This window comes from Sphingobacterium sp. SYP-B4668 (assembly GCF_027627455.1).
Classification (GTDB): Bacteria; Bacteroidota; Bacteroidia; order Sphingobacteriales; family Sphingobacteriaceae; genus Sphingobacterium.
The window spans coordinates 4,358,317-4,383,224 of the sequence record NZ_CP115483.1 but is presented as its reverse complement, the minus strand read 5'-3'; the positions used below and the strand labels follow the sequence as shown (position 1 = coordinate 4,383,224).

The following is a 24,908-nucleotide window of genomic DNA, read 5'->3' as shown; positions in this document are numbered from 1 at the left end:
TATTATTTACATTGAAATGGAACAATATTTGTGTTTGGCTTCCAATTTTCAGGTTTCGCTATGTTTTGAAAATCAGCATTAACAAATAGATTTTCTTCAGGCTGATTGATGCAAATCGAATCCGGATTGAGGGCAGTGCCATTGGTCAAGATATTACTGTTGAACCCATCGTATACAATAAGTGGAATTCGTTTACTTTTACGATTAGGTTCCAATCGGTTCAATTGGTCCTGAGTAGCTACTAAGACCTGTCCGATACGGTGCTCGTATGCTGGCTTTGGGAAGTCTGGACCCATTTCCATCTTATTACTGTGGATTTTGATGTTTTTCGAGATAGGGGAGTAATTGGCATTGATTTTTTCGGCTGCCTTGTCATCAGTCGCAAATCCGGAGGCGATGGTAATTGCTGCAGTATTGTTTCCTATGATTTTGTTGTCATAGATTTCGATATCAGAAGCGGCCAGGATAATGATGCCACTTCCTGGTGAAGCATTGCCTACCCCCCAATAGGTGCCAAAGCTACCGCTTTTAGCAAAATTCCTAAAATTGTTGTCATGGATATTGTTGTTGTAGACCTTTACCTTTCCACCTCTTTTGGATAAATCTGGCAAATCGAATATTAAAAATCCGGCCGTATTGTTGTAGAACTCATTATCGTAAACTTCGGCATTGGATGTGTTTTCGATTTCACACCCCGCCACGTTTTTCGCAGCCTTACAATTGCGGACGATTGCTCCATCAGTTTGACCAACATAAATACCTGCGTCTGAAGACCCCTCGGTATAGCAATTTTCAACGAGTACATTTTTGCAGAGAACGGGATATATCGCATAACCTCCGCTAGTGGAATCAGCTTGGCTCCAAAGCGCATGCAGGTTAGTCACCTTGACGTCACTGCTGTTGCTTATTTTTAATAAATCTCCTTTGGAGTCGCGGATAGTCATGCCATCAATAGTGAATCCCTTGACATCGGTGACCCGGATACCTTCTCCTCCTTGGGACTGACTGGAGAAATTGAGGATAGTCCTGTCGTGCCCCTCACCGTGAATCAGAATATGATTGACCTGAACAATGCTCAAGTTGTCGAATTCGTACTTACCAGCTTCTAGGAGGATACTTGTGCTGTCTTTCAGGGATAGCAATGCTTCTTCTATCTTGGCCTCATCACCAGGTTTAAAACTGAGAACGGTTGTATAGGTGTCCTCTTGTGTTTTGTTGTGGGTGCAGGCGTTCATGATGCCTATGGTCAATAGCATCAAAGCTAGCGTTAAAAAAAATGGTTGTCTCATAATGATGTAGGATTTATAAATGAAATAGAGAAAGGTTAAAATATATTGTATGCATAAGTAACATAGTAAACAGCACCAATCCGTGGATTGGCTATACCTGTCGAATAGTATTTGTTGGTAATGTTGGTGCCACCGATGCGTATCCCTGAGCGTGCCTTGATTAGTTTGTAACTGATCTGAGCATCAATGACGGCCGAGCTAGGGACTTCGCCCGACGCCAATCCCCCAGAGACTACGTAGTGATAACCTGGTTTATAGCGGAGGCTGGTATTAAATGACCACACCTGCTTTTTGCCAAAGCCACTATTGCCAAACTCAAAGTTGACATGGTAATTGGGGGTGTTGAAGTTGTTGATTTGGCTATCGTTCTTGTTCTTGAGGTAATCAGAGTAATAATTGACTTTTCCCAAAAAGTTGAGACCCATGTCCATACTTAGGCTGGCAGCATAACCATAAGTGTTGACAGTCTCACCCCCATTAAACGCAATATTGTATTGTATATAAGTGCTGTGGTCTTTAAAAGCATTAACGTCATCGGTACCTGGTGTATTAGCTACATTGGCATATCCAATAAAATTTTTCCAAGTAGAGAAATATCCCAACACATCAAGTATCACTCGATTACCCAAAAGCGCGGCATAGCCTAACTCAAATGCATTGACTGACTGAGGTTTGATGTCGTCATATTTGAATTTTTCAAGAACTCCAGGGTCTCCTGTTTGTTGAAATTTGAGGACGCTCTCGTATACATAAGGAGGGTATTTGTCAAATTGATAGTTGTCGTTGAGTAGTAAGGAAGAGCCGCCAGAAGAATAGCTGTTGTAACCATTGAGTGTATTTTGTAAGGCTTGAATATTAGATGGAAAGCTATACGCGTTTTGGTAAGATAGGCGAATATAGTTTTCGCTCATAGCTTCAAATACCAGAGATGCCCGCGAGGTCACTTTCGGAGACGAAAATAAGGTGTTTTTATCATATCGGAAGGATGCAGCAAGATTCAATCGTTCATCGGCGACTTTCTTACCCAATTGCACATATGCGCTGTACTCATTGACATTGATGGGCTTCTCTTTATCTGGGAATAAGGTGTTTTTACTGTCTAAATGGTATAGACGCCAATTTACTCCCGCAATTAAGGTCATGAACTTAATCTGGTCGCTAAAGTTATATTGTGCTTCGGAATTGTACAATTTGCTACGATCCAAAAAGAGCGTACCACCTTCGGAAATCGGAGTATTGGTAATGCTATCCTTCAATCTGTTGAAGAGTGGTGTGCCTAACTCCGCCCGTCCTTGATCAGCAAATGCTCGAGCTGCAAGATGAGCATCGTTCAAGGCTGCACCTCCAGCAAGAGAATTGATTAATTCGTAAGTGTATTCAGGATACCATCCGCCAGTGGCGCCGTCATAGCTGGTTTTCCAAGATTCGTTGATGTACTGTGCTGTAGGTCCGGACACCAGCGTACGCCCCGAATTCTCTTGGGTGGTATAGGCCCGGACGAACCAGTTGTCGCTTTTGATCTCCAATCGATATTGTCCTACTTTAAAACCTTTTAATTGATATCGAGTGTCATTGGTATACACGATATTTCCGGTTCCGAATGTCCCAGACGCAATAGCTTCAATATTGGAGCCTAGTTTATAACGCAATTCGCCATTGACCTTAAAGAGCTTTGCGCCATTGTCCAAATATCCATATTCGGGATAGCCTGTGCGTGCTACATAGTTGGATTTAGTAAGTAGTGGATCGATGATAGGAGCGAGATCGGGATTTCCAGCAAGGGCAGCTTGTAAAAAGGGAGATATGTCAACAGAAGTAGAACCTCCGTAAAAATTCACGCCATTGTAATTAGGGTCTGTGAGGTGGTCTCCAGGTCCATTTTTATTGCTTGCATCATTGGCTACCCAGTCCTTTGCCTGTGTATATTGGGTGTTGATTTTGAAGGCAACTTTGTCATTGATTTTCTTGGCGAAACGAATTGTCCAATCGTAATAAGGAGAAGGCGATACAGGATCGTTGTGTTTCTTATTGTTGACGTGGTTGATACCTTGGGTCACTAGCACACTTATTCCTTGATATTTGAAAGGGTCCTTTCCAGTCATGACCATTGTACCATTCAAGCCTCGTGAACCGTATAGTGCTGAAGAAGCCCCAGATAATAGTTCGATATTGTCCACATCTAGTTGGGTTAAGCCAATTGCCGTACCGAGAGGAAAGTTTAGGCCAGGAGCCTGATTATCCATGCCGTCTACGATTTGAGTGAAATTGGTATTGCCACTAGTATTGAAACCTCTCGTAGTCACACTCGTAAACCCTAGACTAGATACCGTCACATCCACACCCTTGAGTCCCTGCATCATGTCCATATAATTAAGTTGAGGAGAATTTACAATGTCCTTTGCACTAATCTGTTCTATAGTCACGGGAGAAGAAAGTTTGTTTTGAACCGTTCGACTTGCAGAAACTACTACCTCCTGCCCTAAGATGCGGGCTGGCTCTAAACGGATTTCAACAGGTATTGAAAAGCTTTCTATAGAAACCTCTTGCGGTTCAAAACCTATAGACGAAATTAATAACGTGATGGGAAGTGTTTGGGATGTTTTTAATTGAAACCTTCCGCGATCATCTGTATAGGTGCCGTCTGAACCATTTTTTATACGGACAGAGATGGCATATGCATCCTCATTGGTAGCGTTGTTCTTAATGCTGCCTTTGAGTAAACCCTGTGCCAAGAGCAAACTTGGGGTACAGAGATAAAGGACTAGTGTGAGTAGAAGGACCTTTTTCATATTTATAATTGGTTAGTTTTGCAACAAAATTAAAATATCAAAATAACCTCTTCCCCTTTACCAGGCTTCTATCCCCAACGATACTGTGGCTACTTTTTTATTCCTTTAAAAATCAGCGATACCAAAAATTTTGTATCCTGAAGGCTTTGCGTGTAGTCAATTTCGGACTCCCGTTTGAGCATGGCCTGTTGCTCTACACTGTGTTTTAAAGCGTTAGAAAAGTTGATGAGTACGGAAGCGGTGTTTGTAGGGTCGGCTAAATCTAACTCCCCAGCTTTTACAGCTTGCTCTAGGAGTTGTGTTAAGAATGCCTTTTCTCGTACCATCAGTGCATCATATAAATCGAAGAATCGGGGTAATAATTTACCCATAGACTCTACAGAAACCCGATTCATGTTCAATACATTCTTGTAGTAATTGAATCGTGATTCGAGATAGAAGGCTGTCCGGTTTTCAATGCCCTCCTTCTGTAAAGTAGCTTGTTGAAGGGCGTGTATGTAATGCTCTCCCTCAGCCAGTGCTACTTCAATAAATATATCTTCTTTGCTCTTATAATAATAATATAGTGACGTCTTATTGAGGCCTACAGCTTTGGCAATGTCTTCAAGCGTTGTCTTGTCAAGACCGAATTTTGCAAAACATTCCATGGCCGATTTCCCAATTTTTCTCTTTACTTCTTCTTTCTTACTCATATTGCTCAGACTAAAGGTATAAACACAATTTCAATTATCCAAACATTTTATTAAAAAGTTTGAAAAATTGAATATTGTTGTTTTGAATTATTAAACTTAATAAAATCAGGATATTAAAGAAGTTATTTTTTTGATTTTTATATTTTTTAGACAATAACCTTAAGCATCTATATCTAATGCAGACCTTTATTTTTACAACAATACCGCAAACATTGCTATTCAGATAGGAGCGATTATAAATTGCTTTTCAATAATGAAAAAATATATGGCCCTTTTGGATGTTGGGTAAAAGATGTCGCACAGTGAGCTACGAGACCTTCTTAGTGAGGGAGAGGGGTATACTTTTGGATAGCAGTATAGCGTATCCGTATACCCAGAAAGAACAGGAGGAATTTTGGAAAATAGGAGAAGCTTTTTGAATTTGTCCCGTTAAAATGCGTTGCCAGCGAGCTCCTTTAATCTTATTTCGGATAGCTTAGCTTGGTACTGCGCGGTGTAGCTCCTGACCATGGTGTTGATGTAGTTGAGTTGGGCTGTCCGAACCTCCAAAGTGGTAATCGTTCCTATCTTAAATTTCTCGAAGGTAATATCGAGATTCTCTTTTGCCAGTTCTTCATTGCTACGTTCCAGTTGTACCAAATCTAAATTGGTGATGTAAGTCTGGAAGAGCGAAGTAATTTGCGATTGGATAGTCTGCTTTTGCTGGCCAATTTGTAGTTCCGAATTTTCTATCTCGATTTTGGCAATTTTCTCATTTCGATTCTGAAGAAATCCATTAAAGATATTGACAGATGCGCTCACACCGTAGTTAAATCCGCGACCTTTATTTTCTGTTGCAAATCCAAGGGAAGAATGGGACTCGTTGAAATTATACCCGCTATTGAGCGAGATAATAGGGTAGCGTTCGCCTTTTATCTGTTTGAGATTGTACTCCGAAATGCGTTTGTTGATAACTGCAAGTTGAATTTGTGGATTTTGATTTTCAGCCGTTCCCAATAATTCTCCAAGTTTGAGGTCATCGTTTATAGCCACAGAATCCTCCACCCTAAATGTAATGCCTAGGTCCCTTGCCATAAGCTGGTTCATATACGTTTTGCTGTTGGCGTATTGCTCCTGTTGCTGTAGTAAAGTGGTTTTATCAGCATTTAAATCGACCTGTGCATTCAAAACTTCGAGCTTTGCGGCTTTACCAATCTCAAACCGGTTTTGAGCCATAGTGAGTCTATATTGAGAGAGGTCTATAGCTGTGTCCAATGCTCGAATCATCTTTTGTTGCTGTACAAGCGTATAGTAAGTGGCAATAATCTCACTGACTTGAGTCAAGATTGCATACCTAACCTCAGCTTCTCCCTGCTTTTGAATCTCTTTTAATTGATCATATTTCGCAAACATCTTGAAGCCATCGAAAATGGTCCAATTGAGACTCACGCCGTAGTTCATATTGTCATTTTTAGCGTTATTAAGCTCCTGCACTTGCCCATCCGCCCTTACCTGTCTAGAGTTCTGGATAGAATTGTTACGGGTGAAATTTCCTGTGACTCTAGGCAATATTCCCGCATTTCCCAAACTGCGATTTTGCTCGTCAATGCGGGTATTATTTTTGGCAATTTTAATGTCAAAATTATTCTCAAGTGTGATAGACACGGCTTGTTCGATAGTCAATAATTCTTGTGCATTCCCTATAGCGGAAAGGTAACAAAGTATTATGAGTAAGGTGAGTTTGTGTAGCATAGTCTATTTTTATACTTCAATGTTGTCAAATTCAGGTCTGTGTTTTTTTGCGCGAGACCACATTAGGTAGATTGCTGGAATAACAAATAGCGTCAGTATCAATGAAAAGATAGTGCCACCCACGATGACTACCCCCATACCGATTCGGCTTGTCGCAGCAGCTCCGAAAGAGAGCGCAATCGGTAATGCTCCAAGTGCAATGGCGAGACTGGTCATCAGGATAGGACGTAGCCTAGATTCAGCGGAATGCATGATGGCTTCGAATTTTGGCATTCCTTCTTCTCGAAGTTGATTGGCAAACTCCACGATCAAGATTCCGTTTTTAGTGACCAGGCCAATGAGCATGATCGTTCCAATCTGGCTGAATATATTCCAAGTTTGGCCAAATAGCCATAGGCTGATTAAAGCACCTGCCACGGCCATAGGTACTGTTAAGATGATGATAAATGGATCTAAGAAACTCTCGAACTGAGCGGCCAATATCAGATAAATCAGCAATAGTGCCAATCCAAAAGCAAACATCGTATTGGAACTGCTCTCTACAAAATCTCGTGATTCGCCACTCAAATCGGTCGTAAAGGTCTCATCTAGAACTTTATCCTTGGCTCTATCCATGGCTGCAATACCATCACTCATACTCATACCTGGTGCAAGACCTGCCGATACTGTCGCAGACATATACCGATTATTATGATAGAGCTGAGGTGGACTACTCTCTTCTTGGAGTTGTACCAGATTATCCAATTGAACCAGATTTCCTTGATTATTTTTGACAAATATAGAGGTCAGATCAAAGGGAGTAGCTCTGCGATCGTCCTCTATCTGACCAATTACCTGATACTGCTTCCCGTCCTTCATGAAATACCCAAATCGCTGTCCACTAAGTGACATTTGAAGCGTCTGCGAGATATCCAATACCGAGATGCCCATACTCTGTGCTTTAGCACGGTCTATGGATACGTGTAGCTCAGGTTTGTTAAATTTGAGGTTGATGTCCGTCACCGAAAAAGTAGGGTCATTGTTGATTTCCTCCATAAAGGCGGGCACTTTTTCGCGGAGCTTATCAAAATTTTGAGCTTGGATGATATATTGTATCGGTAGTCCACCACGCCTATTGACAGAGATAGTAGGACGTTGGGACACACTTGTTTTTATACCGTCATATTGCTTGGTCCATTTGGTAAGTTCATTCGCAATTTGATCCTGTGATCGTGTTCTTTCGCTAGGGTCAACCAACGTCATGCGTACCCGTCCATTGTTGACCGACCCGCTTCCAAAACTGGGGGAGGTCATGACAAGACTGATTTTGTTTTCAGGGACCGAATCGTAAACAAGTTTATCCAACTCTCGCATATAACGGTCCATGTATTCAAAACTAGCACCCTCGGGACCAGTAATACTCATGTTGACATTGCTGCGGTCATCATAAGGGGCTGTTTCTTTCTTAATCGAACTGAAGATAATGCCAATGATGATAAAACATATAGCTAGGATTGGAAAGCTTATCCATTTTGCTTTCATGAATTTGCCTAACATTAGGGCGTATCCAGTATTCATTTTTTCGAAAAAAGGCTCAGTCCAAATATAGAATTTTGACTTTTCATGACCTGTTCCTTTGATGAGATAAGCATTCAACATAGGGGTCAATGTTAGGGATACAAATGCAGAGACCAATACGGCAGATGCAATGACTACCCCAAACTCTCGAAATAATCGACCTACGAAACCTTGCAGGAAGATGACAGGCAAGAACACCGCTGCGAGCGTAATGGATATGGATATGACAGCAAAAAATATTTCCTTGGATCCTTTGAGTGCCGCCTGTATAGGGGACATACCTTCTTCCACTTTTTTAAAGATATTCTCCGTGACCACAATCCCGTCATCTACTACCAGCCCAGTGGCAAGTACAATTGCGAGTAAGGTCAATACATTGATGGAAAATCCACAAAGGTACATGATGAAGAAAGTCGCAATCAAGGAGACAGGAATATCCAATAAGGGACGTAGCGCTATGCCCCAATCCCGAAAGAAAAAATATATAATAAGCGTGACCAGGATGATTGATATTAAAAGAGTCTCCGCGACCTCAACGACAGATCGTTTAATAAAGGTCGTATTATCGGCTGCGACATTCAGGATGATGTCCTCAGGCATATCTTCTTTTAACTGATCGAGAAGCTTATAAAAATCATTGGCAATATCAATGTAATTGGTGCCTGGTTGCGGAATGATGGCCACACCGACCAACTGTTTGCCAGCACTCACCATCTTTGTTTCTAGGTTTTCGGCCTGAAGCTTGGCGTATCCGATATCGCTGAACTTGACCACTCTTTCGTTGTCCGATTTGATGATAATATTGTCAAACTCTTTCTCTGTAGAGAGGTTTCCAACAGTCTTGACGGTCAATTCAGTATTCTTCCCGACTATTTTTCCCGAGGGTAACTCTACATTTTGAGCCGTTAGGGCACTCCTTACGTCGGCGACGGTGATGCCATAAGCGGATAATTTGGTGGGGTCAAACCATAGACGCATAGCATACCGTTGCTGTCCCCATATTTGTACACTACTGACACCGGGAATGGTCTGTAGCCGCTCGCCAACGACATTTTCAGCAAAATCACTCAAAGCCAAATTGTCTCGTAATTCACTTTGTATCGTCAAGGTGATTATAGGTTCCGAATCTGCATCGGCCTTAGAAACAACCGGGGGAGCATCAATATCCTGAGGAAGACTACGGAGAGCTTGTGATACTTTATCTCTCACATCATTGGCCGCCTCTTCTAGATTTTTTTCCAATTCAAATTCAATCGAAATATTGCTGGAGCCTTGATTGCTTGAGGAGGTGATATTACGTATGCCATCAATGGAGTTAATGGACTTCTCGAGGGGTTCTGTAATCTGGGATTCGATGATGTCGGGGTTTGCACCGGCGTAATTGGTACGTACAGAGACAATGGCGGGGTCTATGGATGGATACTCACGGACACCTAAAAAACTATAACCTATATACCCGAAGAGCATAATCGTCAAGTTAACGACAATGGTCAGTACGGGTCTTTTGATAAATATGGCAGAAAGATTCATCTTTTCTATTTCTTAAGTGTCACCTTTACCTCTGAACCATCTTTGAGCGATAATACACCAGTGGTCAACACGGTATCTCCGCTTTTTAATCCAGACAGCACCACAATATCTTTCTCAGTACGGTTTCCCGTCTCGACAGCCACCTGTTTGGCTTTTCCATTTGCGAATACAAATACATTCTTTCCATCCTGAACAGGGACAATGGCCTCTGTTGGTATAGATATGGCATTGACACTGTCATTAAGGGGGAGCAACACATTTGCATATGAACCCACGATGAGTTTCCCTTCTGGATTTTGTGCGTATGCGCGTACGGTCATCGTTCTGGTAGCCAGAGCAACTTCTGGCTCAATAGCATATATGTTTGCCTCGAAGGTCCTAGCGTTGTTGGAAACTGTAAATTCAACTCGTGAATTGGTCTTGAGTTGACTGGCATACTTCTCTGGAACCGAAAAGGTCACTTTAACACGATTGTCCTTGACCAGGTTTGTAATCAATGTTGTAGATGAAATAATGGTTCCTGGAGATATATTTCGTAGACCTATGCTACCACTAAAAGGTGCACGAATAATCGTTTTTGAGATTTGTGCTTGGATTAACTGGATTTGAGCTTGTGATGTCTTAAATGCTGCACTTGCAATATCATATTCTTCCTGACTGATTGCGCCTTTCGCTAGCAAGAGTTTCGCTCTTCTTTCATTCTCAGAAGTCAATTGGTTGCTAGTCTGTGCTTGCTTTAGTTGGGCTTGTAACTCGATATCATCTATTTTTACCAATACCTGTCCTTGAGATATACGCTGCCCTTCATTGAAGTATATTTTGTCTACCCTACCACTCACTTCACTTCTGACTTCGAGCTTTTCATCTGCATCTATAGTACCTGACAACGAGAGTACATTGTCAAATTCTGTGGGGGTGACTACGATAGCTTCTGCGGTAAGCATGGAAGATTTACCTTTAGTGTCCTGCACTGAAGCCGTTTTAGTTTTATCTTTTTTGAAAAACAGAACATAGCCGATTGCGAACACGCCAAGGATAATCAAGAGGTAGATGACGGACTTTTTTTTCATTGGAATACAGTGTCTTTTAATGGCGATGAAGCTGTCAGAAGCCGTTTGTAATTTGGTGAGCGTATGCCCGACAGTTTCATCTTATTGATTTTTATATATGAACTAGTGATATAAATAGACTCGCTACATTTCGCTAGTCATTTGTCGATGATTGCGTTTGTAAATAGTATTTGCCCTATGTATCAAAAATATTTACATCTCGGTTTCATATTGATATTAGAATGAGTATATTGTTAGATTGACCATTGGAGATATATTAATTAGGGGTTTGAGCTCGATATTTGTTATTGGTGCTACCTAGTCTTATATATCCATATCTAACTCAAATATATTGATAAGAATTAATAAAGCTTTATTGTCAGGAGTATGTTACAACATTTTTAGTGCTTGTGCCGAGACTTCTGAAGAACAGTACTTTTGTAAACCCTAAAGATTGTTAAAATATAGACTAAATCACCTTACTTCAAAACTTAGGCATTTATTTTGTTCGTTTTCGTTCATATTTGCATATTGAAGAACATTAAATCAAATTCATAACATGAAACATCCAATAATACCAGTCGCTATCTTATTCTCTGGTCTGTTAATGACAGGCTGTGTGAGTAGCGGTAAATTCAAAGGATTGCAATTAGACTATGACAAGCTGCAGACCGAGCACCGTGACCTTGGACAAAAATACCAACAAGGCCAATTGGAACTCGCCGAAGGTCGTACACGTATAAAGAGCCTCGAAGAGCAGTTGGCCTATGAAAAAGCGAATAATGCCCAGTTGAAAGAGGCCTATGCATCGTTGCAGAAGTCATTGGACAATAGTATTAATCAAAATTCACAGGGAAATGTGAATATTTCCAAATTGGTGGATGAAATCAACGCGTCTAATAAGTATATCCAACATTTGGTTAATACTAAAAATAAGAGTGACTCTTTAAATATGGTTTTGACAAACAATCTAACACGATCTTTGAGCAGGGAAGAAATGAAAGATGTAGATGTACAGGTCTTAAAAGGAGTGGTCTATATTTCATTGTCTGATAACATGCTCTACAAATCTGGAAGTTATGAGATTTCAGATAAGGCGGGAGAGACGCTGAGTAAAATCGCGAAAATCATCCAGGATTATAGAGATTATGAAGTGCTGATTGAAGGTAATACCGATTCTGATCCTATTTCTAAGCCAAATATTCGTAATAATTGGGATTTAAGCGCATTACGTGCATCTTCAGTAGTACAAGCTTTGCAATCTACTTATGGGGTTGATCCTAAACGATTGACAGCTGGTGGACGCGGAGAGTATAACCCAATCGCTGATAATGCGACTGCTAATGGTAAAATGAGAAACAGAAGGACACAGATCATTATTACACCTAAGCTAGATCAATTTATGGAGTTGATAGATAAGGCTCCTGAAACGGATACTGTAAATACTGTTGACGGGATGTAGCAATTGCGAGTCGTCCATCAAAAAGGAGAACGAGCTGTCTCAAAAGGTACCGTCTTACCACGTGTTTAGGGCCTTTTGAGACAGCTCTTTTATTTTTGAAAGCTGGTTATTTAATTGGGCCAACTTATTTTATAGAATACTAAAATGCTATGCAACTATTTAGAGGTGTTGCTGGACTGCTTCATCCGCACAGTTGACTTCATTTTTACATCAATAGAAATATTGATTTCCGAGTAGAAAGTTAGTTGTAACGCTAATTTTTTTAATTTTAGCATCTTTTTATCTTTGGATGCTAAAAAATAATTAATTTTTTCTAATTGATATTCAGTACTTTATAAGTGTGTTATAAATACAATAGCTTGTTTTTTAGCTATATAAAGGTCTAATTTTGGGCTTTAAAATTTAAAACATATGGCTACGGAAAAATTAGTCAAACTTGATTTGGGTTATCTGAACATCTTAAATGATCAAGAGGTAAACTATCAACTCGACGTACCAACGTTAGTTGAACATGCAATTTATAATGGAGAAGGGACACTTTCCAACTCGGGTGCGCTAAATGCAAAAACTGGAAAATTTACTGGACGAGCACCAAAGGATCGTTATATCGTAAATGACCGAATTACCGAAAATGAGGTGTGGTGGGGTGATATCAATCAACCAATTTCGCAAGAGGCCTTCGATATTTTAAAATCCAAAATCACACAGCACCTTAGTGTATCCAAAAGACTATATGTTAGAGATGCAAAAGCTGGCGCCGACCCTCGCTATGGTATCTCTTTGCGCGTAATTACGGAAACGGCCTATCAAAACGTATTTGCCAATAATTTATTCATAAGACCTACGCAAATTCTAAACGGCGAGATACCTGAATGGACAATCATGGTAGCGCCTTCCTTAATGTTGGATACGATAGACGGTTTAGAAGTCAAGAATCGCAATTTTGTAATTCTCAATTTTACGGAGAAAATCGTTTTGATTGCAGGTACAGGTTATACAGGCGAAATCAAAAAAAGCGTATTCTCCATATTGAATTTTATACTCCCGAAGGAGCATGATGTGCTTTCGATGCATTGCTCAGCAAACAAAAGCAAAGACGGTGAAACGGCTCTGTATTTCGGGCTGTCCGGTACAGGAAAGACCACCTTGTCTGCAGATCGAAGCCGATTGTTGATCGGAGATGATGAGCACGGGTGGTCAGCCGATGGGGTGTTTAACTTCGAAGGAGGCTGCTATGCCAAATGTATAGGTTTGACAGCGGAGAAGGAACCCGAGATTTTCAATGCGGTCCAATTCGGAGCACTTTTGGAAAACGTAGTTTATCGGGATAATAGTCGAATCCCAGATTATGAGAATGTGTCCATTACTGAAAATACAAGAGTGTCCTATCCTATTGAATTCATGGAAGGGGCCGACTTATCAGGTATTGGGGGCGTACCCAAACATATATTTTTCCTGACAGCCGATGCCTTTGGCGTATTACCCCCTATTTCGTTGTTGAACACGGAGCAGGCGATGTATCATTTTATATCTGGGTATACCGCTAAAGTAGCGGGTACGGAGGTGGGAGTGGTGGAGCCTATGGCAACTTTCTCCGCATGTTTTGGTCAAGCATTTCTACCATTACATCCAGAGCGATATGCCGAAATATTAAAATCAAAGCTTATCATGGACCCTTCTATATGTGTGTGGCTAGTCAATACGGGATGGATTAAAGGTCCGTATGGAGTAGGGCATAGGATTAAGCTGAGCTATACCCGTAGTTTGATTAGGGCGGCCATGTGCGGGATGCTCCAAGATATGGACTTTAGAAAACATCATATCTTCGGATTGAGATTCCCAACTTCCTGCGAGGGTATACCTGATGATATCTTGGATGCTAAAAAGCTATGGAAAAATGACGATGCCTATGACATACAGGCAAACAAGCTCGCAGCATTGTTCATCTCCAATATGCATAAATACGATTTGAATGAGGAAATATTGGCAGGAGGACCTCAGCCTCAGAAAGTAAATGTAGAAGTATAAATCGTTAAAACCTCAAATTGTGAAATAGGCCCATTTGTGTATCAATTGGGCCTTCTTTTATTCGTTTGAGATGAGCTTCTTGTGCTTTCGTATTTTGACGTAAAGCAATAGGAGAGACAATAAGAAACAAACTGCCGCAATAATTGCCAACGCAACCATAGGTTGTCTAATCAGATGAGCGGGGGCATGCTCTATAAATAGGAGTCTAAAAATCTTGAGATAATGGGTCAGGGGAATGGCATCGGCAATAGTCTGTACCCACTGAGGCATTTGGCTAAGGGGCCAAGTGAAACCGCTGAGGATAAAACTAGGTGTAGCAATGACCATTAATATCTCTGTTGCTTTCAGCTGATTGGGTACGGCAATACTCACCAAAATACCTATAAAGCTAGCCGCAAGAATGAATAAAGTAGTAGATAAAATAAAAGGCCATACCTCTACATCAATAGGAATGTTGTAGAATAGGGCAAATCCGTAGTATAAGGCCATCACACCTATGGACATCAAAAGGTATGGGAAGACCTTGACAAATATTAAGGTGAAAGGGTTTGAGCTTTTTGTAAGCAATTGCTTAAATGTATTACTCTCAAATTCAGATGCGAAAGATAGGGCGAGCCCCAGCAAAAGAATCTGCTGAAATACAGTCATCAGGACGCCAGGAAGCATAAAATACAGATAATTCCCACTTCTGATATTTTGCTTGATAATGGTGGTTTTAAAGGGTTCATATTGCTGGGAAGCAATGTAGCCAGGCACTCCTTTTTTCTTTTGTGCTTCAATCTGAATTCCGGCCTTCATGGTGGCGGCACAGACATTTACGGCAAGCATAGCGTAGTTGGAGGTCAAGGTATTCGAAGCATCTACAAATACAGCTACTTCGGTCTGTCGATTCTGATTGATATTCGACATAAAGCCTCGGGGTATATTGACCACAACGGTAGCCTCTTTCTCCAGTGCCAGTTGGCGTGAGTTAAAATTATCATGGAGGATATCAGATACATATATCACTTCGCTTTCATTAAACATATCGATCAACTTTGCGCTCATGGGAGAGCGATCCTCATCCACCACAATAATGGGTAAATCGGTCACTTTCCCTTTTTTGTACACATTGCCGATTAAAACCCCGTAAAGAATAGGTGCACCGATAAATAGAATACGCAGTACCTTATTGTTGTTAAAGAGTTTGAATTCACGTATAATCAATTCCCAAAGTAGTTTCATTTAATAAATCTCCTTTTCTATTGCGCGTGTATAGTATTTAAATCCCATTTAGCATTGCTCTTGGTTAAGATGTCTTTGGCCGCTAATCGATCTAAGGGGACAATTTTTATTTCAAAGAGTGACTCCTGTTGATCAAAATCAGGGTAAGCTGTTGCAATATTGGCATAAGAGCTTAAAGCCTTTATTGTAGCGACTTGGGCTTTGATAGTTTGGTTGTCTTTGTAAGGGATGCTAATAGCTACTTGCATATTGGGTTTGATATTAGCCATCTTACGTTCAGGCAGTGTAAATCTGAAATAAGTCGTCTCATCCAAGTATCCAGCAACAATGGCATATCCAGCAAGAGCCAGTTCCCCAACCTTAAGATTGATACTTTCAATTGTCATATCTTGCGGTGCGATGAGGAAACGCTCTTGGGCCGCTATACTCACTTCATTGACCGCACCCAATGCCCTTTCTTTTTGACCCAATGCCATTTGTTGTTGTTCCACACGTGCTCCATGTTGCACGTCGTTCAATTCAGCGACAGCTGCGATGTATTGGTTTTTAGCACCCTGGTATTTGGCATATACCTCGTCATATTTTTGTTGTGGTACAAGACTATCCTGTAATAGGTTTGAGAGTCGTTTTAGTGATTTTTCCGCAAAATCCAGTTGTTCTTTAAGTCCAGAGACCTTGGCGTTCAATTGTTTGATCTGTCCATCTGTCGCACCTTTCTTGGCCATGTTGTATTGCGCTTGAGCAGCATCCAGTGCTCCCTTTGCTTGTTCTTCTTTTGCCGTAACTTCGGGTATTTGAAGAATGACTAGCGTGTCTCCTTTCTGTACATGTTGACCCTCTATCACGAGTATCTTTTCGATTTTTCCAGGTATCTTAGTGACTACACTTAATTGGTCACGCTCTACCTTACCCTCAAGGACATGATCGGTATTTTTCTTTTCATTTTTACACGCTGCAATAGTCAGTAGAAAAACAAGTAAAAAAAATGTATATCTTTTCATCTATTTATATTATTTATGAGTGTAGAATTGACTTGTATAAGTAACTTGCCCTCGGCTTACTTTGTTGATTATCATCGTTGCAAATAGTATTTGATTGTCCGTCTCTGAATTATCTACATTTCGGTTTCATCCTACTTTAATATGTTGTCTAGCAAATCACCAGAAGTGTGTAATACCTCCAGTGCGGATTTACGTTGTTGTAGCAATTGTGAAAAATACCCTAAGGTAGATTTGTAATAGTCATTTTCGGTGGCAAGAAGCTCAGTTACATCAATAAGGCCTTCGTGATATTGTTTTAAAGATAGATTGAAATTATTTTTTGCAACTTGTACTTGTTGGTCATTTACCTTTAATTTTTGATTGGAAGTGTTGTACTCGACCCTATTTTTCTTGAGTAATAAAGTGAGCTTTTCGCGCACATCATCCTTTTTGTTTTGATTGATGTCAATATCTAGCTTCGCTTGTCTCAATTTGTTTTTGTGTTCACCTCCTCTAAATATTTCCCACTTAGCACCTACACCCACCAAGAATGTTGGAAATAGCTGCAATTGGTCCGATCTTAAACGTACATCTCCCAACAAAGAAAGATCTTGTAAGGTTAATTTAGAATTGAATACATTGCTATAGGAGGCTGAGCCAAATGCAAATACTTGAGGCAGCCCTGATCCCTTCTCTTTCTTATAAACATATTCATATGCTTTTTGAGACGCATCCAGCGCTTTAAGTTCATTTCTATTTTCAATGCTCTCCGGATAGTCACTCAGTAGGATTTCCAATAGTTCATAGTCTATTTTTTTGAGTTCACTCAAAGAAAGATGTGTATCCTGTTCCAGTTTTTGATAAATGAGCTCTCGCGAACCATTTAACTCTACTTTTTTAGCTTCTAGTTCAAGCATTGCCAGTTTAATCTTCTCTCGGTCATATGGAATCGCCAACCCATTTTCGATTGCTTTGCTGACTTTAAGATGTTCTTTCTCAAGTCGCTTTTCAGAATCGTCAATCAGTTTTTGGACTTCCTTTAACAGCATGAGTTGGTCAAAGGTATTGATGATATCCTTAGCAATAGTTTCTTTACTTGCATCAGCCAGGTATTGCTGCGCTTTTGCTTTTTCCTGCAGGGCCTTTTGACCATTGGTGATTTGTAGGCCACTGAATATTACCTGTGTGGCAGTTACGCCAAGAAGGCCTACCTGTCCCTGCAATCTAAAATCCTGAGCTCCCTCAAATAGATTGATCGATGTGTTTGGAATATTGGCAGTGGGGATATCCAATTTGCCACCAGTATTGAAATAGGAGTAAAATCCTGCTGCAGATACAGAGGGTAGAAGTTTATTTTTAACCATATTAGCTTCTATTCTCACTTTTTCTGTTTCCATGTATTGCCCCTGTAGTCCACGATTGGATGAGATAGCCTGTTGGATAGGAACTTTTAGTTGTTCACTGACCACACGTTGGGCGTAAACAATAGGAGTGCAAGAAAGGATGAAGAACGCGGTGGTGATTTTTCTTATCATAGTTAAAATTGCTCTACTAAAGTACAATCGAACACATAAAAGGTTTGTTCTGTTTTTAAGTTAATTAGGTGTTATTCCAGTATCAAAGTAAGTATTATTTATCAAAATTAAAATTGCTTATGCAACTAATTTTAGGAATAAAAAGCAAGCCTATCCACGAGTAGGGGATAGGCTTGCTTTTTATTTTAGCTTACCAGCTGAGCTTATGCGCCCAATTGAACGCGTTTAAAAGCTGTAACTGTCAATCCTTTTGATACTGAATCTAAGAACTGAGAAATGCTTTTAGAAGAATCTTTCACAAATTCTTGGTTCAATAAAGTAGTGTCTTTAAAGAATTTATTCAATTTACCTTGTGCAATTTTCTCCGCCATTTCAGCAGGTTTTCCTTCAGCAATGATTTGCTCTTTTGCGATAGCTATTTCACGTTCGATAGTATTTTGATCAACACCATCTTTGTCGATAGCAATTGGGTTCATAGCCGCGATCTGCATAGCTACATCTTTACCTGCTTCTTGTACACCCGCACCGCTAGCTGAAAGACCTACTAATACACCTAAACGATAGTTACCGTGAATATAAGCAACAACCTCTTCAGCTTTTACAACTTCATATTTAGAAACTTCGATTTTCTCACCGATCTTACCTGTTTGGTCAATCAACAAATCAGCGATTTTACGGCCATCGATTTCTAGCGCTTTAAGATCATCTAATGTAGCAGGTTGATTAGCCAATGCGATGTCAGCAATAGCTTCAGCAAAAGCTACGAAATCAGCATTTTTAGCTACGAAATCAGTTTCACAGTTCACTTCAACAACGATACCTGATTTTTTATCTTCAGTTGCTTTCGCAATGATGACACCTTCGTTAGATTCACGATCCTGACGGCTTGCAGCTACTTTAGCTCCTTTTTTGCGTAAATAGTCGATAGCGGCTTCAAAATCACCGTTTGCTTCTACTAATGCTTTTTTACAGTCCATCATACCAGCGCCTGTTTGTTGACGCAGTTTATTTACATCTGATGCAGAAATTTGTACTGACATGTTATTTTTTGTTTTTATAAAATTACAGTTTGATATGTTTACAATCGCTTTTTTTGTGTTAAGCAATTGTGAATTGTTAAATCTGATAATGGAGATTTAACAAAAAAACCGGACAGATATGTGCGGGCTATGGACATCGAAATTTCCAAAAGCTAACACAGGTCTATCCGGTTTAATATAGAAAATATTATTCTCCGTCTTTCGCTTTGCGAGGGCGTTTAGCACCAGCGTTAGCTTCTTCAGCTTCACCACCGTTGTCCACTTGAGCTTTTGCAGCTGCAGCTTCTTTTTCAGCTTCTTCCTCTTTATCGCGTTTACGTTCGTCCAATCCCTCTTGGATTGCTTTCGCGATGATTCCAGCGACAAGGCTAATAGATTTAGTAGCATCATCATTTGCAGGAATCGGGAAGTCAATGTTAGTAGGGTCAGAGTTTGTATCTACCATTGCAAAAGTAGGGATGTTCAATTTGATTGCTTCAGAAACAGCAATGTGCTCTTTTTTTACATCGATGATGAATAAAGCAGCCGGTAAACGATTCAAATCAGCGATACCCCCTAAAAGGCTTTCCAATTTGATACGCTCACGTTGAATCATTAATTTCTCTTTCTTCGACAACACGTCGTAAGTACCATCTTTTTGCATTTTGTCGATATTCGACATCTTTTTGATAGACTTGCGTACAGTTGCAAAGTTTGTCAACATACCACCTAACCATCTTTCAGTTACGAAAGGCATGTTTACTTCTTTTGCCTGTTGAGCGATAATTTCTTTTGCTTGTTTTTTCGTTGCTACGAATAAAACTTTACGACCTGATTTTACGATTTGTTTGATAGCTGAAGCAGCTTCTTCTAATTTCGTAAGGGTTTTGTTCAAGTCAATGATGTGGATACCGTTACGTTCCATGAAAATGTACTTCGCCATTTTCGGATCCCATTTACGTGTAAGGTGACCAAAGTGCACACCTGCATCCAATAAGTCTTGATAAGTTGTTCTTGCCATTTTTTGATCCTCCTTTGATTAACGTTTACTGAATTGGAATCTTTTACGTGCTTTACGGCGTCCTGGTTTCTTACGCTCAACCATACGGTCGTCACGAGTTACTAAACCTTTAGCACGTAATGCAGGTTTTACGGTAGCGTCTAGCTCAATAAGAGCTTTAGCGATTGCAAGGCGTACAGCCTCTGCTTGACCTTTTACACCACCACCATTCACGTTAACATTCACATCATAATTTCCTGCAGCACCTGCTACTTCAGTAGACTGAGTAACAATGTATTGCAAAGGCAATGTTGGGAAATATTCTTTGTAGTCTTTACCATTAACGGTAATGTTTCCGCTACCAGCAGTTAAGTAAATGCGGGCAACAGCAGTTTTTCTTCTTCCTGAAGTGTTAGTTGTTGACATGTCGATTCTCCTTAAAATTTAACTGGTGTTGGATTCTGAGCCTCATGTTTGTGTGCTGTTCCAGCATACACATGAAGGTTCTTAAACAATTGACGACCTAAACGGTTTTTAGGAAGCATACCACGAACTGCCTTCTCAATGATGCGCTCAGGGTGTTTTGCCAATAATTCTTTAGGAGTAATGAAACGTTGACCACCTGGGTATCCAGTGTAACGAACGTAAACTTTGTCACCTAATTTATTACCGGTCAATCTAATTTTGTCTGCATTGATAACAATGACGTTATCTCCACAGTCTACGTGAGGGGTAAATGTTGGCTTGTGTTTTCCACGAATTACTTTCGCAATTTCGCTTGCCAAGCGCCCCAAAATCTCGCCTTCAGCATCAACAACAATCCACTCTTTGTTGATAGTGTTCTTGTTGGCAGAGACAGTTTTGTAACTTAACGTATTCACTTGCTTTTGATTAATTAATTAAATAAATGTTATTTTCTTCTTTTTCCTTTATTACAAAGGACTGCAAAGGTACGTTAAAAGATTTAAAAGCCGAAATGGTTTTTTCTTTATTTGATAGCCTATGAAACTTTTACATTTATTAACAGTCATTGCATTAAACTTTTGCGTTGTTTTGTCATCTTTTTATGCACGATTGATTACATTAGTACATAATTCAAATATGAGATACATGATGATACATGAAAAAAGCCCTTTTCGTTTTGTAGTGATAGTAGTGGCGATAGGTATGCAGCTTGGGCTATATTCATTAAGCCATGCTCAGCAAGTCGAAAAGAAGCCTTACCAAGAACAGCTGACACTGATCGAAGTAAAATTGAGAAATGGCGAGTTTCAGGAGGCTTTCCAGATTATGGACGAAGTAACGGCCAAATATCCCAACGCGGATGAAATTTACTACGCTAAAGGCTTGCTATATGGACAATTTCGGAATTATGAAGAGGCTGTCGCAAATGTGCAAAAGGCACTCTCTATTAAAAAGGACTTAAGATATTATAATTTCTTGGTAGATCTATATAAGTCTAAACAAGATTTACCAGCTGCGTTGAGCTTATTGGACGAAGTGATTGTACATAATCCAGACATCCCGCAGCCCTACCGTGAAAAAATCATGTTATTGCAGGTGAGTAAAAAGCCTGATGAAGCCCTGGAGTATTACGAGGTCACTAAAAATAAGTTTGGCGTGTCGGACACATTGGATATGTTGAAAGCCGAGATATTAATGAATGAAGATCGCACGGAAGAAGCGAAGGTGTTGTTGAAGAATTGGGAAGAGAAAAGTAGCCCACTTCGTCAAGTGTATAGCAGTCTCTCGTATATATATATACAGGGCAAGGAACCGAAAAAAGCTGTTTCGACTTTGGAAAAAGGTGTTGAAGTCACCAAAGACGATCTCTTGTATCTAGATATGGCGGATGCCTACACCGCCTCCAAAAATCAAAAACTAGCTTTTAACTACCTTAAGAAAGCTTTTGAGTCTGATAAATTGGATTTTCAAGAAAAGAATAGGGTGGTGCATGCACTTCTTTTGCGTGAAAACGGATTCACGTTAGACCAACTGCAAGATTTGACCAATGTGCTAGTCTTGAAACATCCGCGCATGGCCGAAAGTCACATGGCCAAAGGTGATGTGATGTGGAGGCGTAAAGATCCACATGCCGCTCGTTCATTATTTTCAGTAGCAGTAGGAATCAACCCCGCCAATATCGATGCCTGGCGTATGCTTATCAATGCTGATATGGCATTGCAGGAGGTAGACGTCGCCATTGTACATGGATTGGAAGGATTGAGATCTAATCCCAATAATTCCACATTGCTATATTTTACGGGATTAGCTTATCTGATGAACGATGATAAAGAAAAAGCTAGACAGATGCTCGAGATGGCACTTAATAGCAGTGAGAATGAAAATCCGTTTGTTCAGTCGAATATTTATGCCGCACTGGGCGATCTGTACCATCAATTAAAAATGGAGTCAGCGTCAGACGTTGCGTATGAAGAAGCTATAAAGCTAGATAGCACAAATGTAACGGCAATGAACAATTTAGCATACTATTTGTCGTTAAGAAAAAAGGATTTGGAGAAAGCTGCGGAATATTCTAAACGCTCTAATGAATTGGATCCCAATTCGGCAACTTTCCAAGATACTTATGCATGGGTACTCTTTCAACAGGAAAAATATGAAGATGCACTGGTTTGGATCGAGAAATCAATAAAAAATTCCGGTACACAAATATCAGCAACTTTGTTGGATCACTATGGCGATATTTTGTACCATGTTGGTAAACAAAGGGAAGCTATAAAGCAATGGGAGAAGGCGTCTTTGTTAATAGACGCTGAAGATGTTAATAAAGAAAAGTTGAGCTTAAAGATAAAGAACAAAAAATATGTGGAATAAGTGTGGAATAGGGATTTTGTTGCTTCTTGCGCTATCTTCTTGTGGTAGTAAAAAGAAGCTTGCTGTGAAAGATCAAGCCAATGTGGTAGGGACTACTCCCATTACTACTACTTCAAACGCGATTAAAACATTTGAATTAAGTAATCTGGATTTTCATACTTTTTCTGGGAAAGCAAAGAGCACATTGGTGCTAGGTGACAAATCACAGGAGGTGACCGCCAATATTCGGATTGAGCGGGATAAAGCGATTTGGATCTCGGTGACCGCTATATTAGGCATTGAAGTAGCTCGTGTTTTGATTACGCCGGATAGTGTGAAGATTCTGAATAAATTACAAGGCGAATATATTGCCAAACCTTTTAGTTATATCTATCATTACACGAATCCATCCGTTACATTTGGCAGTCTACAGGATATTTTATTGGGTAACGTATCGACCTCACTTTTGAATACAAATAATTTGCAGATGGCGAGTAGCGCTGACGATACACAGATGGTCGGTATAAAAGATGGGATGCGATTTCACTACATTATCAATGCCAATAATAGACCTACTACTTTCCGATTGGCGGAAGATGGAAGAAGTCAGAAACTGGAAGCCTTTTATGGACAACATGTTTTGGTTAGTGGATACAACTTTCCACAGCGACTAAGACTTAATCTAATCGGAGAGGATACTAAAGTCGATGCAGATTTGGTTTATAACAAAGTCGCATTTAACGAGCCATTAGAGATACCGTTTAATGTCCCGACAAGATATAAGGTAATAAATTAGTGAATATTAATATTTAATGCCTGAGTTTTATTATTTTCGCAATCTATACATGGTTAGCTTTGTGATCTACTCAGAAGGCAAAAGTGAAATAAAATCAGTTCATGGGTTTTAAAAAAGTATTATTAAGCATATTAGCACTGTTTCTGATTGTTACTGTTAGTAAGGCACAGAGTAGTGCATTATTGCAGAAACAACGGGAGCAATTAACAAAAGAGATTGCAGAGCTACAAAAGGTGTTACAAAGCACTTCCAAGGAGCGAAAGTTATCTCAGCAAGAGGTGAATGCGCTAAGCAAGCAATTGAATCTAAGGGAAGAGAAGATTTCGACGATTAATTCAGAAGTTCGATTGATTAATAATCAAATAGCATCTAACAACAACGCTATTGACGTACTCAAAGCCCAGTTAGAAAAATTGCGCAAGGATTATGAGAAAATGATTTTATTTGCCTTTCGTAATAAGAATGCCTATAGTAAAATGATGTTTGTTTTTGCATCTAAAGATTTCAATCAGGCCTATAGACGTGTTAAATACCTTCAGCAATTCAATGATTCGAGAAAGATAAAAGCGGACGAAATCGAAGCTACGCAAGACAAGATAAAGCAAAAAATTGCACAATTGGAAGTTGATAAAAGTAAGAAAAATGCACTTCTGAAAGATCAACAAAATGAACGTAATGTCATCGCTAAGGATAGGGCCGAGCATTCAAAGGTATTGAATGAATTGGCATCACAAGAGCGTGACGTTAAATCCCAATTGGGTAAAAAACAACAACAAGAGCGCAAGCTAGCCGCGCAGATCAAAGCGGCAATCGCAAGAGAAATTGCCGAAGAGCGTCGAAGAGCAGAGGCCGAACGTAAGAGGCTCGCCGAGGCTGAAGCACGCAAGACGGGTAAGCCTGTGGCCGAAGTTGAAAAAGAAACGAAGAGAAAAACCGATGGAGAAGTGTTGAAATCTACTCCTGAAGCGATGAAATTGTCTGCTGACTTTAAATCCAATCGAGGTAGACTGCCTTGGCCAGTAGGACAAGGGAATATTATTCGCAAGTTTGGTATGGGGTCATATGGCCGAAATGTGACCGTATATAATCCCGATATCGTGATTCGTACCAACGCCAATGCCCCTGTCAAAGCAGTATTCTCGGGAACAGTGTCGAAAGCATTTAATTTTGGTGGGGTAGGCAGTGTAATTATCAATCACGGGGAGTACTTCTCCGTATACAGCGATTTGAAAGGTCTTTCTGTTTCAAACGGACAAAAAGTGAGTGCGGGACAAACAATTGGAACGGCGGGTGAAGACGAAGAAGAAGGAATTTCCATTGTTAAATTCTCTATCTTTCAAGGGATGAACGAGTTAAATCCAGAGTCTTGGTTGGCGAGATAGATTGTAATAAAAAATAATTGTTTACCTTTGA

18 protein-coding genes are annotated in these 24,908 nt (G+C 40.1%); 5 read left to right on the top strand and 13 right to left on the bottom strand.

Annotated elements, in window-relative coordinates; genetic code table 11:
- Positions 1–2: 2 nt before the first annotated feature.
- The 6 genes from OQ289_RS17845 to OQ289_RS17820 all read right to left on the bottom strand — a co-directional run bounded on the left by OQ289_RS17845 (position 3) and on the right by OQ289_RS17820 (position 10,658).
- Positions 3–1,289 carry a parallel beta-helix domain-containing protein gene (locus tag OQ289_RS17845; protein ID WP_270088181.1) on the bottom strand — a complete coding sequence of 429 codons (1,287 nt, stop codon included), beginning with the start codon at positions 1,287–1,289 and terminating at the stop codon, positions 3–5.
- 35 nt (positions 1,290–1,324) lie between these two features.
- Positions 1,325–4,078, bottom strand: coding sequence for a TonB-dependent receptor (locus OQ289_RS17840; protein WP_270088180.1), 2,754 nt, complete (start codon positions 4,076–4,078; stop codon positions 1,325–1,327).
- A gap of 89 nt (positions 4,079–4,167) precedes the next feature.
- Entirely contained in the window at positions 4,168–4,770 is a 603-nt protein-coding gene (locus tag OQ289_RS17835; protein WP_052144071.1) for a TetR/AcrR family transcriptional regulator, read from the bottom strand.
- Positions 4,771–5,199: 429 nt separating this feature from the next.
- The gene (locus tag OQ289_RS17830; RefSeq protein ID WP_270088179.1) at positions 5,200–6,501 is read right to left on the bottom strand and encodes a TolC family protein; all 1,302 of its coding nucleotides are present in this window, start codon (positions 6,499–6,501) and stop codon (positions 5,200–5,202) included.
- A 9-nt stretch (positions 6,502–6,510) separates the two neighbouring features.
- The gene (locus OQ289_RS17825; RefSeq protein WP_270088178.1) at positions 6,511–9,588 is read right to left on the bottom strand and encodes an efflux RND transporter permease subunit; all 3,078 of its coding nucleotides are present in this window, start codon (positions 9,586–9,588) and stop codon (positions 6,511–6,513) included.
- 5 nt (positions 9,589–9,593) lie between these two features.
- Positions 9,594–10,658 (bottom strand): efflux RND transporter periplasmic adaptor subunit, encoded by a 1,065-nt coding sequence (locus tag OQ289_RS17820; protein ID WP_270088177.1) that lies wholly within the window; start codon positions 10,656–10,658, stop codon positions 9,594–9,596.
- 538 nt (positions 10,659–11,196) lie between these two features.
- Between OQ289_RS17820 and OQ289_RS17815 the strand changes: the two genes are divergently transcribed.
- Both OQ289_RS17815 and pckA read left to right on the top strand, forming a co-directional pair.
- Positions 11,197–12,099 (top strand): OmpA family protein, encoded by a 903-nt coding sequence (locus tag OQ289_RS17815; RefSeq protein WP_270088176.1) that lies wholly within the window; start codon positions 11,197–11,199, stop codon positions 12,097–12,099.
- Between the two features lie 411 nt (positions 12,100–12,510).
- Complete coding sequence (gene pckA / locus OQ289_RS17810; protein ID WP_270088175.1) at positions 12,511–14,127, top strand: phosphoenolpyruvate carboxykinase (ATP); 1,617 nt, start codon at positions 12,511–12,513, stop codon at positions 14,125–14,127.
- Positions 14,128–14,184: 57 nt separating this feature from the next.
- On the opposite strand, the gene OQ289_RS17805 is transcribed toward pckA, so the two are convergent.
- The 7 genes from OQ289_RS17805 to rplM form a co-directional block, all read right to left on the bottom strand.
- Complete coding sequence (locus OQ289_RS17805; RefSeq protein WP_270088174.1) at positions 14,185–15,351, bottom strand: ABC transporter permease; 1,167 nt, start codon at positions 15,349–15,351, stop codon at positions 14,185–14,187.
- 17 nt (positions 15,352–15,368) lie between these two features.
- Entirely contained in the window at positions 15,369–16,352 is a 984-nt protein-coding gene (locus OQ289_RS17800) for an HlyD family secretion protein (protein ID WP_270088173.1), read from the bottom strand.
- Between the two features lie 131 nt (positions 16,353–16,483).
- Complete coding sequence (locus OQ289_RS17795) at positions 16,484–17,866, bottom strand: TolC family protein (protein WP_270088172.1); 1,383 nt, start codon at positions 17,864–17,866, stop codon at positions 16,484–16,486.
- 203 nt (positions 17,867–18,069) lie between these two features.
- Entirely contained in the window at positions 18,070–18,906 is an 837-nt protein-coding gene (gene tsf / locus OQ289_RS17790; RefSeq protein WP_270088171.1) for a translation elongation factor Ts, read from the bottom strand.
- 187 nt (positions 18,907–19,093) lie between these two features.
- Complete coding sequence (rpsB, locus tag OQ289_RS17785; RefSeq protein ID WP_033564154.1) at positions 19,094–19,906, bottom strand: 30S ribosomal protein S2; 813 nt, start codon at positions 19,904–19,906, stop codon at positions 19,094–19,096.
- 18 nt (positions 19,907–19,924) lie between these two features.
- The gene (rpsI, locus tag OQ289_RS17780; protein WP_033564155.1) at positions 19,925–20,311 is read right to left on the bottom strand and encodes a 30S ribosomal protein S9; all 387 of its coding nucleotides are present in this window, start codon (positions 20,309–20,311) and stop codon (positions 19,925–19,927) included.
- Between the two features lie 11 nt (positions 20,312–20,322).
- Complete coding sequence (gene rplM / locus OQ289_RS17775; protein ID WP_033564156.1) at positions 20,323–20,766, bottom strand: 50S ribosomal protein L13; 444 nt, start codon at positions 20,764–20,766, stop codon at positions 20,323–20,325.
- A 229-nt stretch (positions 20,767–20,995) separates the two neighbouring features.
- Here rplM and OQ289_RS17770 point away from each other — a divergent pair, with 229 nt between their 5' ends.
- The 3 genes from OQ289_RS17770 to OQ289_RS17760 all read left to right on the top strand — a co-directional run bounded on the left by OQ289_RS17770 (position 20,996) and on the right by OQ289_RS17760 (position 24,877).
- Complete coding sequence (locus tag OQ289_RS17770; protein ID WP_270088170.1) at positions 20,996–22,720, top strand: tetratricopeptide repeat protein; 1,725 nt, start codon at positions 20,996–20,998, stop codon at positions 22,718–22,720.
- On the top strand, positions 22,710–23,495 hold the full coding sequence (locus OQ289_RS17765; protein ID WP_270088169.1) for a DUF4292 domain-containing protein: 786 nt from the start codon (positions 22,710–22,712) through the stop codon (positions 23,493–23,495). The genes OQ289_RS17770 and OQ289_RS17765 overlap by 11 nt, the downstream gene beginning before the upstream one ends.
- Before the next feature lie 101 nt (positions 23,496–23,596).
- A complete protein-coding gene (locus OQ289_RS17760; RefSeq protein ID WP_033564158.1) occupies positions 23,597–24,877 on the top strand; it encodes a murein hydrolase activator EnvC family protein in 1,281 nt (426 codons plus the stop codon).
- Positions 24,878–24,908 lie beyond the last annotated feature (31 nt).

What these genes read in the sequence shown, in the direction of transcription:
- OQ289_RS17845 (WP_270088181.1), bottom strand. Translation starts at nt 1,289, where the DNA reads ATGAGACAACCATTTTTTTTAACGCTAGCTTTGATGCTATTGACCATA.
- OQ289_RS17840 (WP_270088180.1), bottom strand. Translation starts at nt 4,078, where the DNA reads ATGAAAAAGGTCCTTCTACTCACACTAGTCCTTTATCTCTGTACCCCA.
- OQ289_RS17835 (WP_052144071.1), bottom strand. Translation starts at nt 4,770, where the DNA reads ATGAGTAAGAAAGAAGAAGTAAAGAGAAAAATTGGGAAATCGGCCATG.
- OQ289_RS17830 (WP_270088179.1), bottom strand. Translation starts at nt 6,501, where the DNA reads ATGCTACACAAACTCACCTTACTCATAATACTTTGTTACCTTTCCGCT.
- OQ289_RS17825 (WP_270088178.1), bottom strand. Translation starts at nt 9,588, where the DNA reads ATGAATCTTTCTGCCATATTTATCAAAAGACCCGTACTGACCATTGTC.
- OQ289_RS17820 (WP_270088177.1), bottom strand. Translation starts at nt 10,658, where the DNA reads ATGAAAAAAAAGTCCGTCATCTACCTCTTGATTATCCTTGGCGTGTTC.
- OQ289_RS17815 (WP_270088176.1), top strand. Translation starts at nt 11,197, where the DNA reads ATGAAACATCCAATAATACCAGTCGCTATCTTATTCTCTGGTCTGTTA.
- pckA (WP_270088175.1), top strand. Translation starts at nt 12,511, where the DNA reads ATGGCTACGGAAAAATTAGTCAAACTTGATTTGGGTTATCTGAACATC.
- OQ289_RS17805 (WP_270088174.1), bottom strand. Translation starts at nt 15,351, where the DNA reads ATGAAACTACTTTGGGAATTGATTATACGTGAATTCAAACTCTTTAAC.
- OQ289_RS17800 (WP_270088173.1), bottom strand. Translation starts at nt 16,352, where the DNA reads ATGAAAAGATATACATTTTTTTTACTTGTTTTTCTACTGACTATTGCA.
- OQ289_RS17795 (WP_270088172.1), bottom strand. Translation starts at nt 17,866, where the DNA reads ATGATAAGAAAAATCACCACCGCGTTCTTCATCCTTTCTTGCACTCCT.
- tsf (WP_270088171.1), bottom strand. Translation starts at nt 18,906, where the DNA reads ATGTCAGTACAAATTTCTGCATCAGATGTAAATAAACTGCGTCAACAA.
- rpsB (WP_033564154.1), bottom strand. Translation starts at nt 19,906, where the DNA reads ATGGCAAGAACAACTTATCAAGACTTATTGGATGCAGGTGTGCACTTT.
- rpsI (WP_033564155.1), bottom strand. Translation starts at nt 20,311, where the DNA reads ATGTCAACAACTAACACTTCAGGAAGAAGAAAAACTGCTGTTGCCCGC.
- OQ289_RS17770 (WP_270088170.1), top strand. Translation starts at nt 20,996, where the DNA reads ATGATGATACATGAAAAAAGCCCTTTTCGTTTTGTAGTGATAGTAGTG.
- OQ289_RS17765 (WP_270088169.1), top strand. Translation starts at nt 22,710, where the DNA reads ATGTGGAATAAGTGTGGAATAGGGATTTTGTTGCTTCTTGCGCTATCT.
- OQ289_RS17760 (WP_033564158.1), top strand. Translation starts at nt 23,597, where the DNA reads ATGGGTTTTAAAAAAGTATTATTAAGCATATTAGCACTGTTTCTGATT.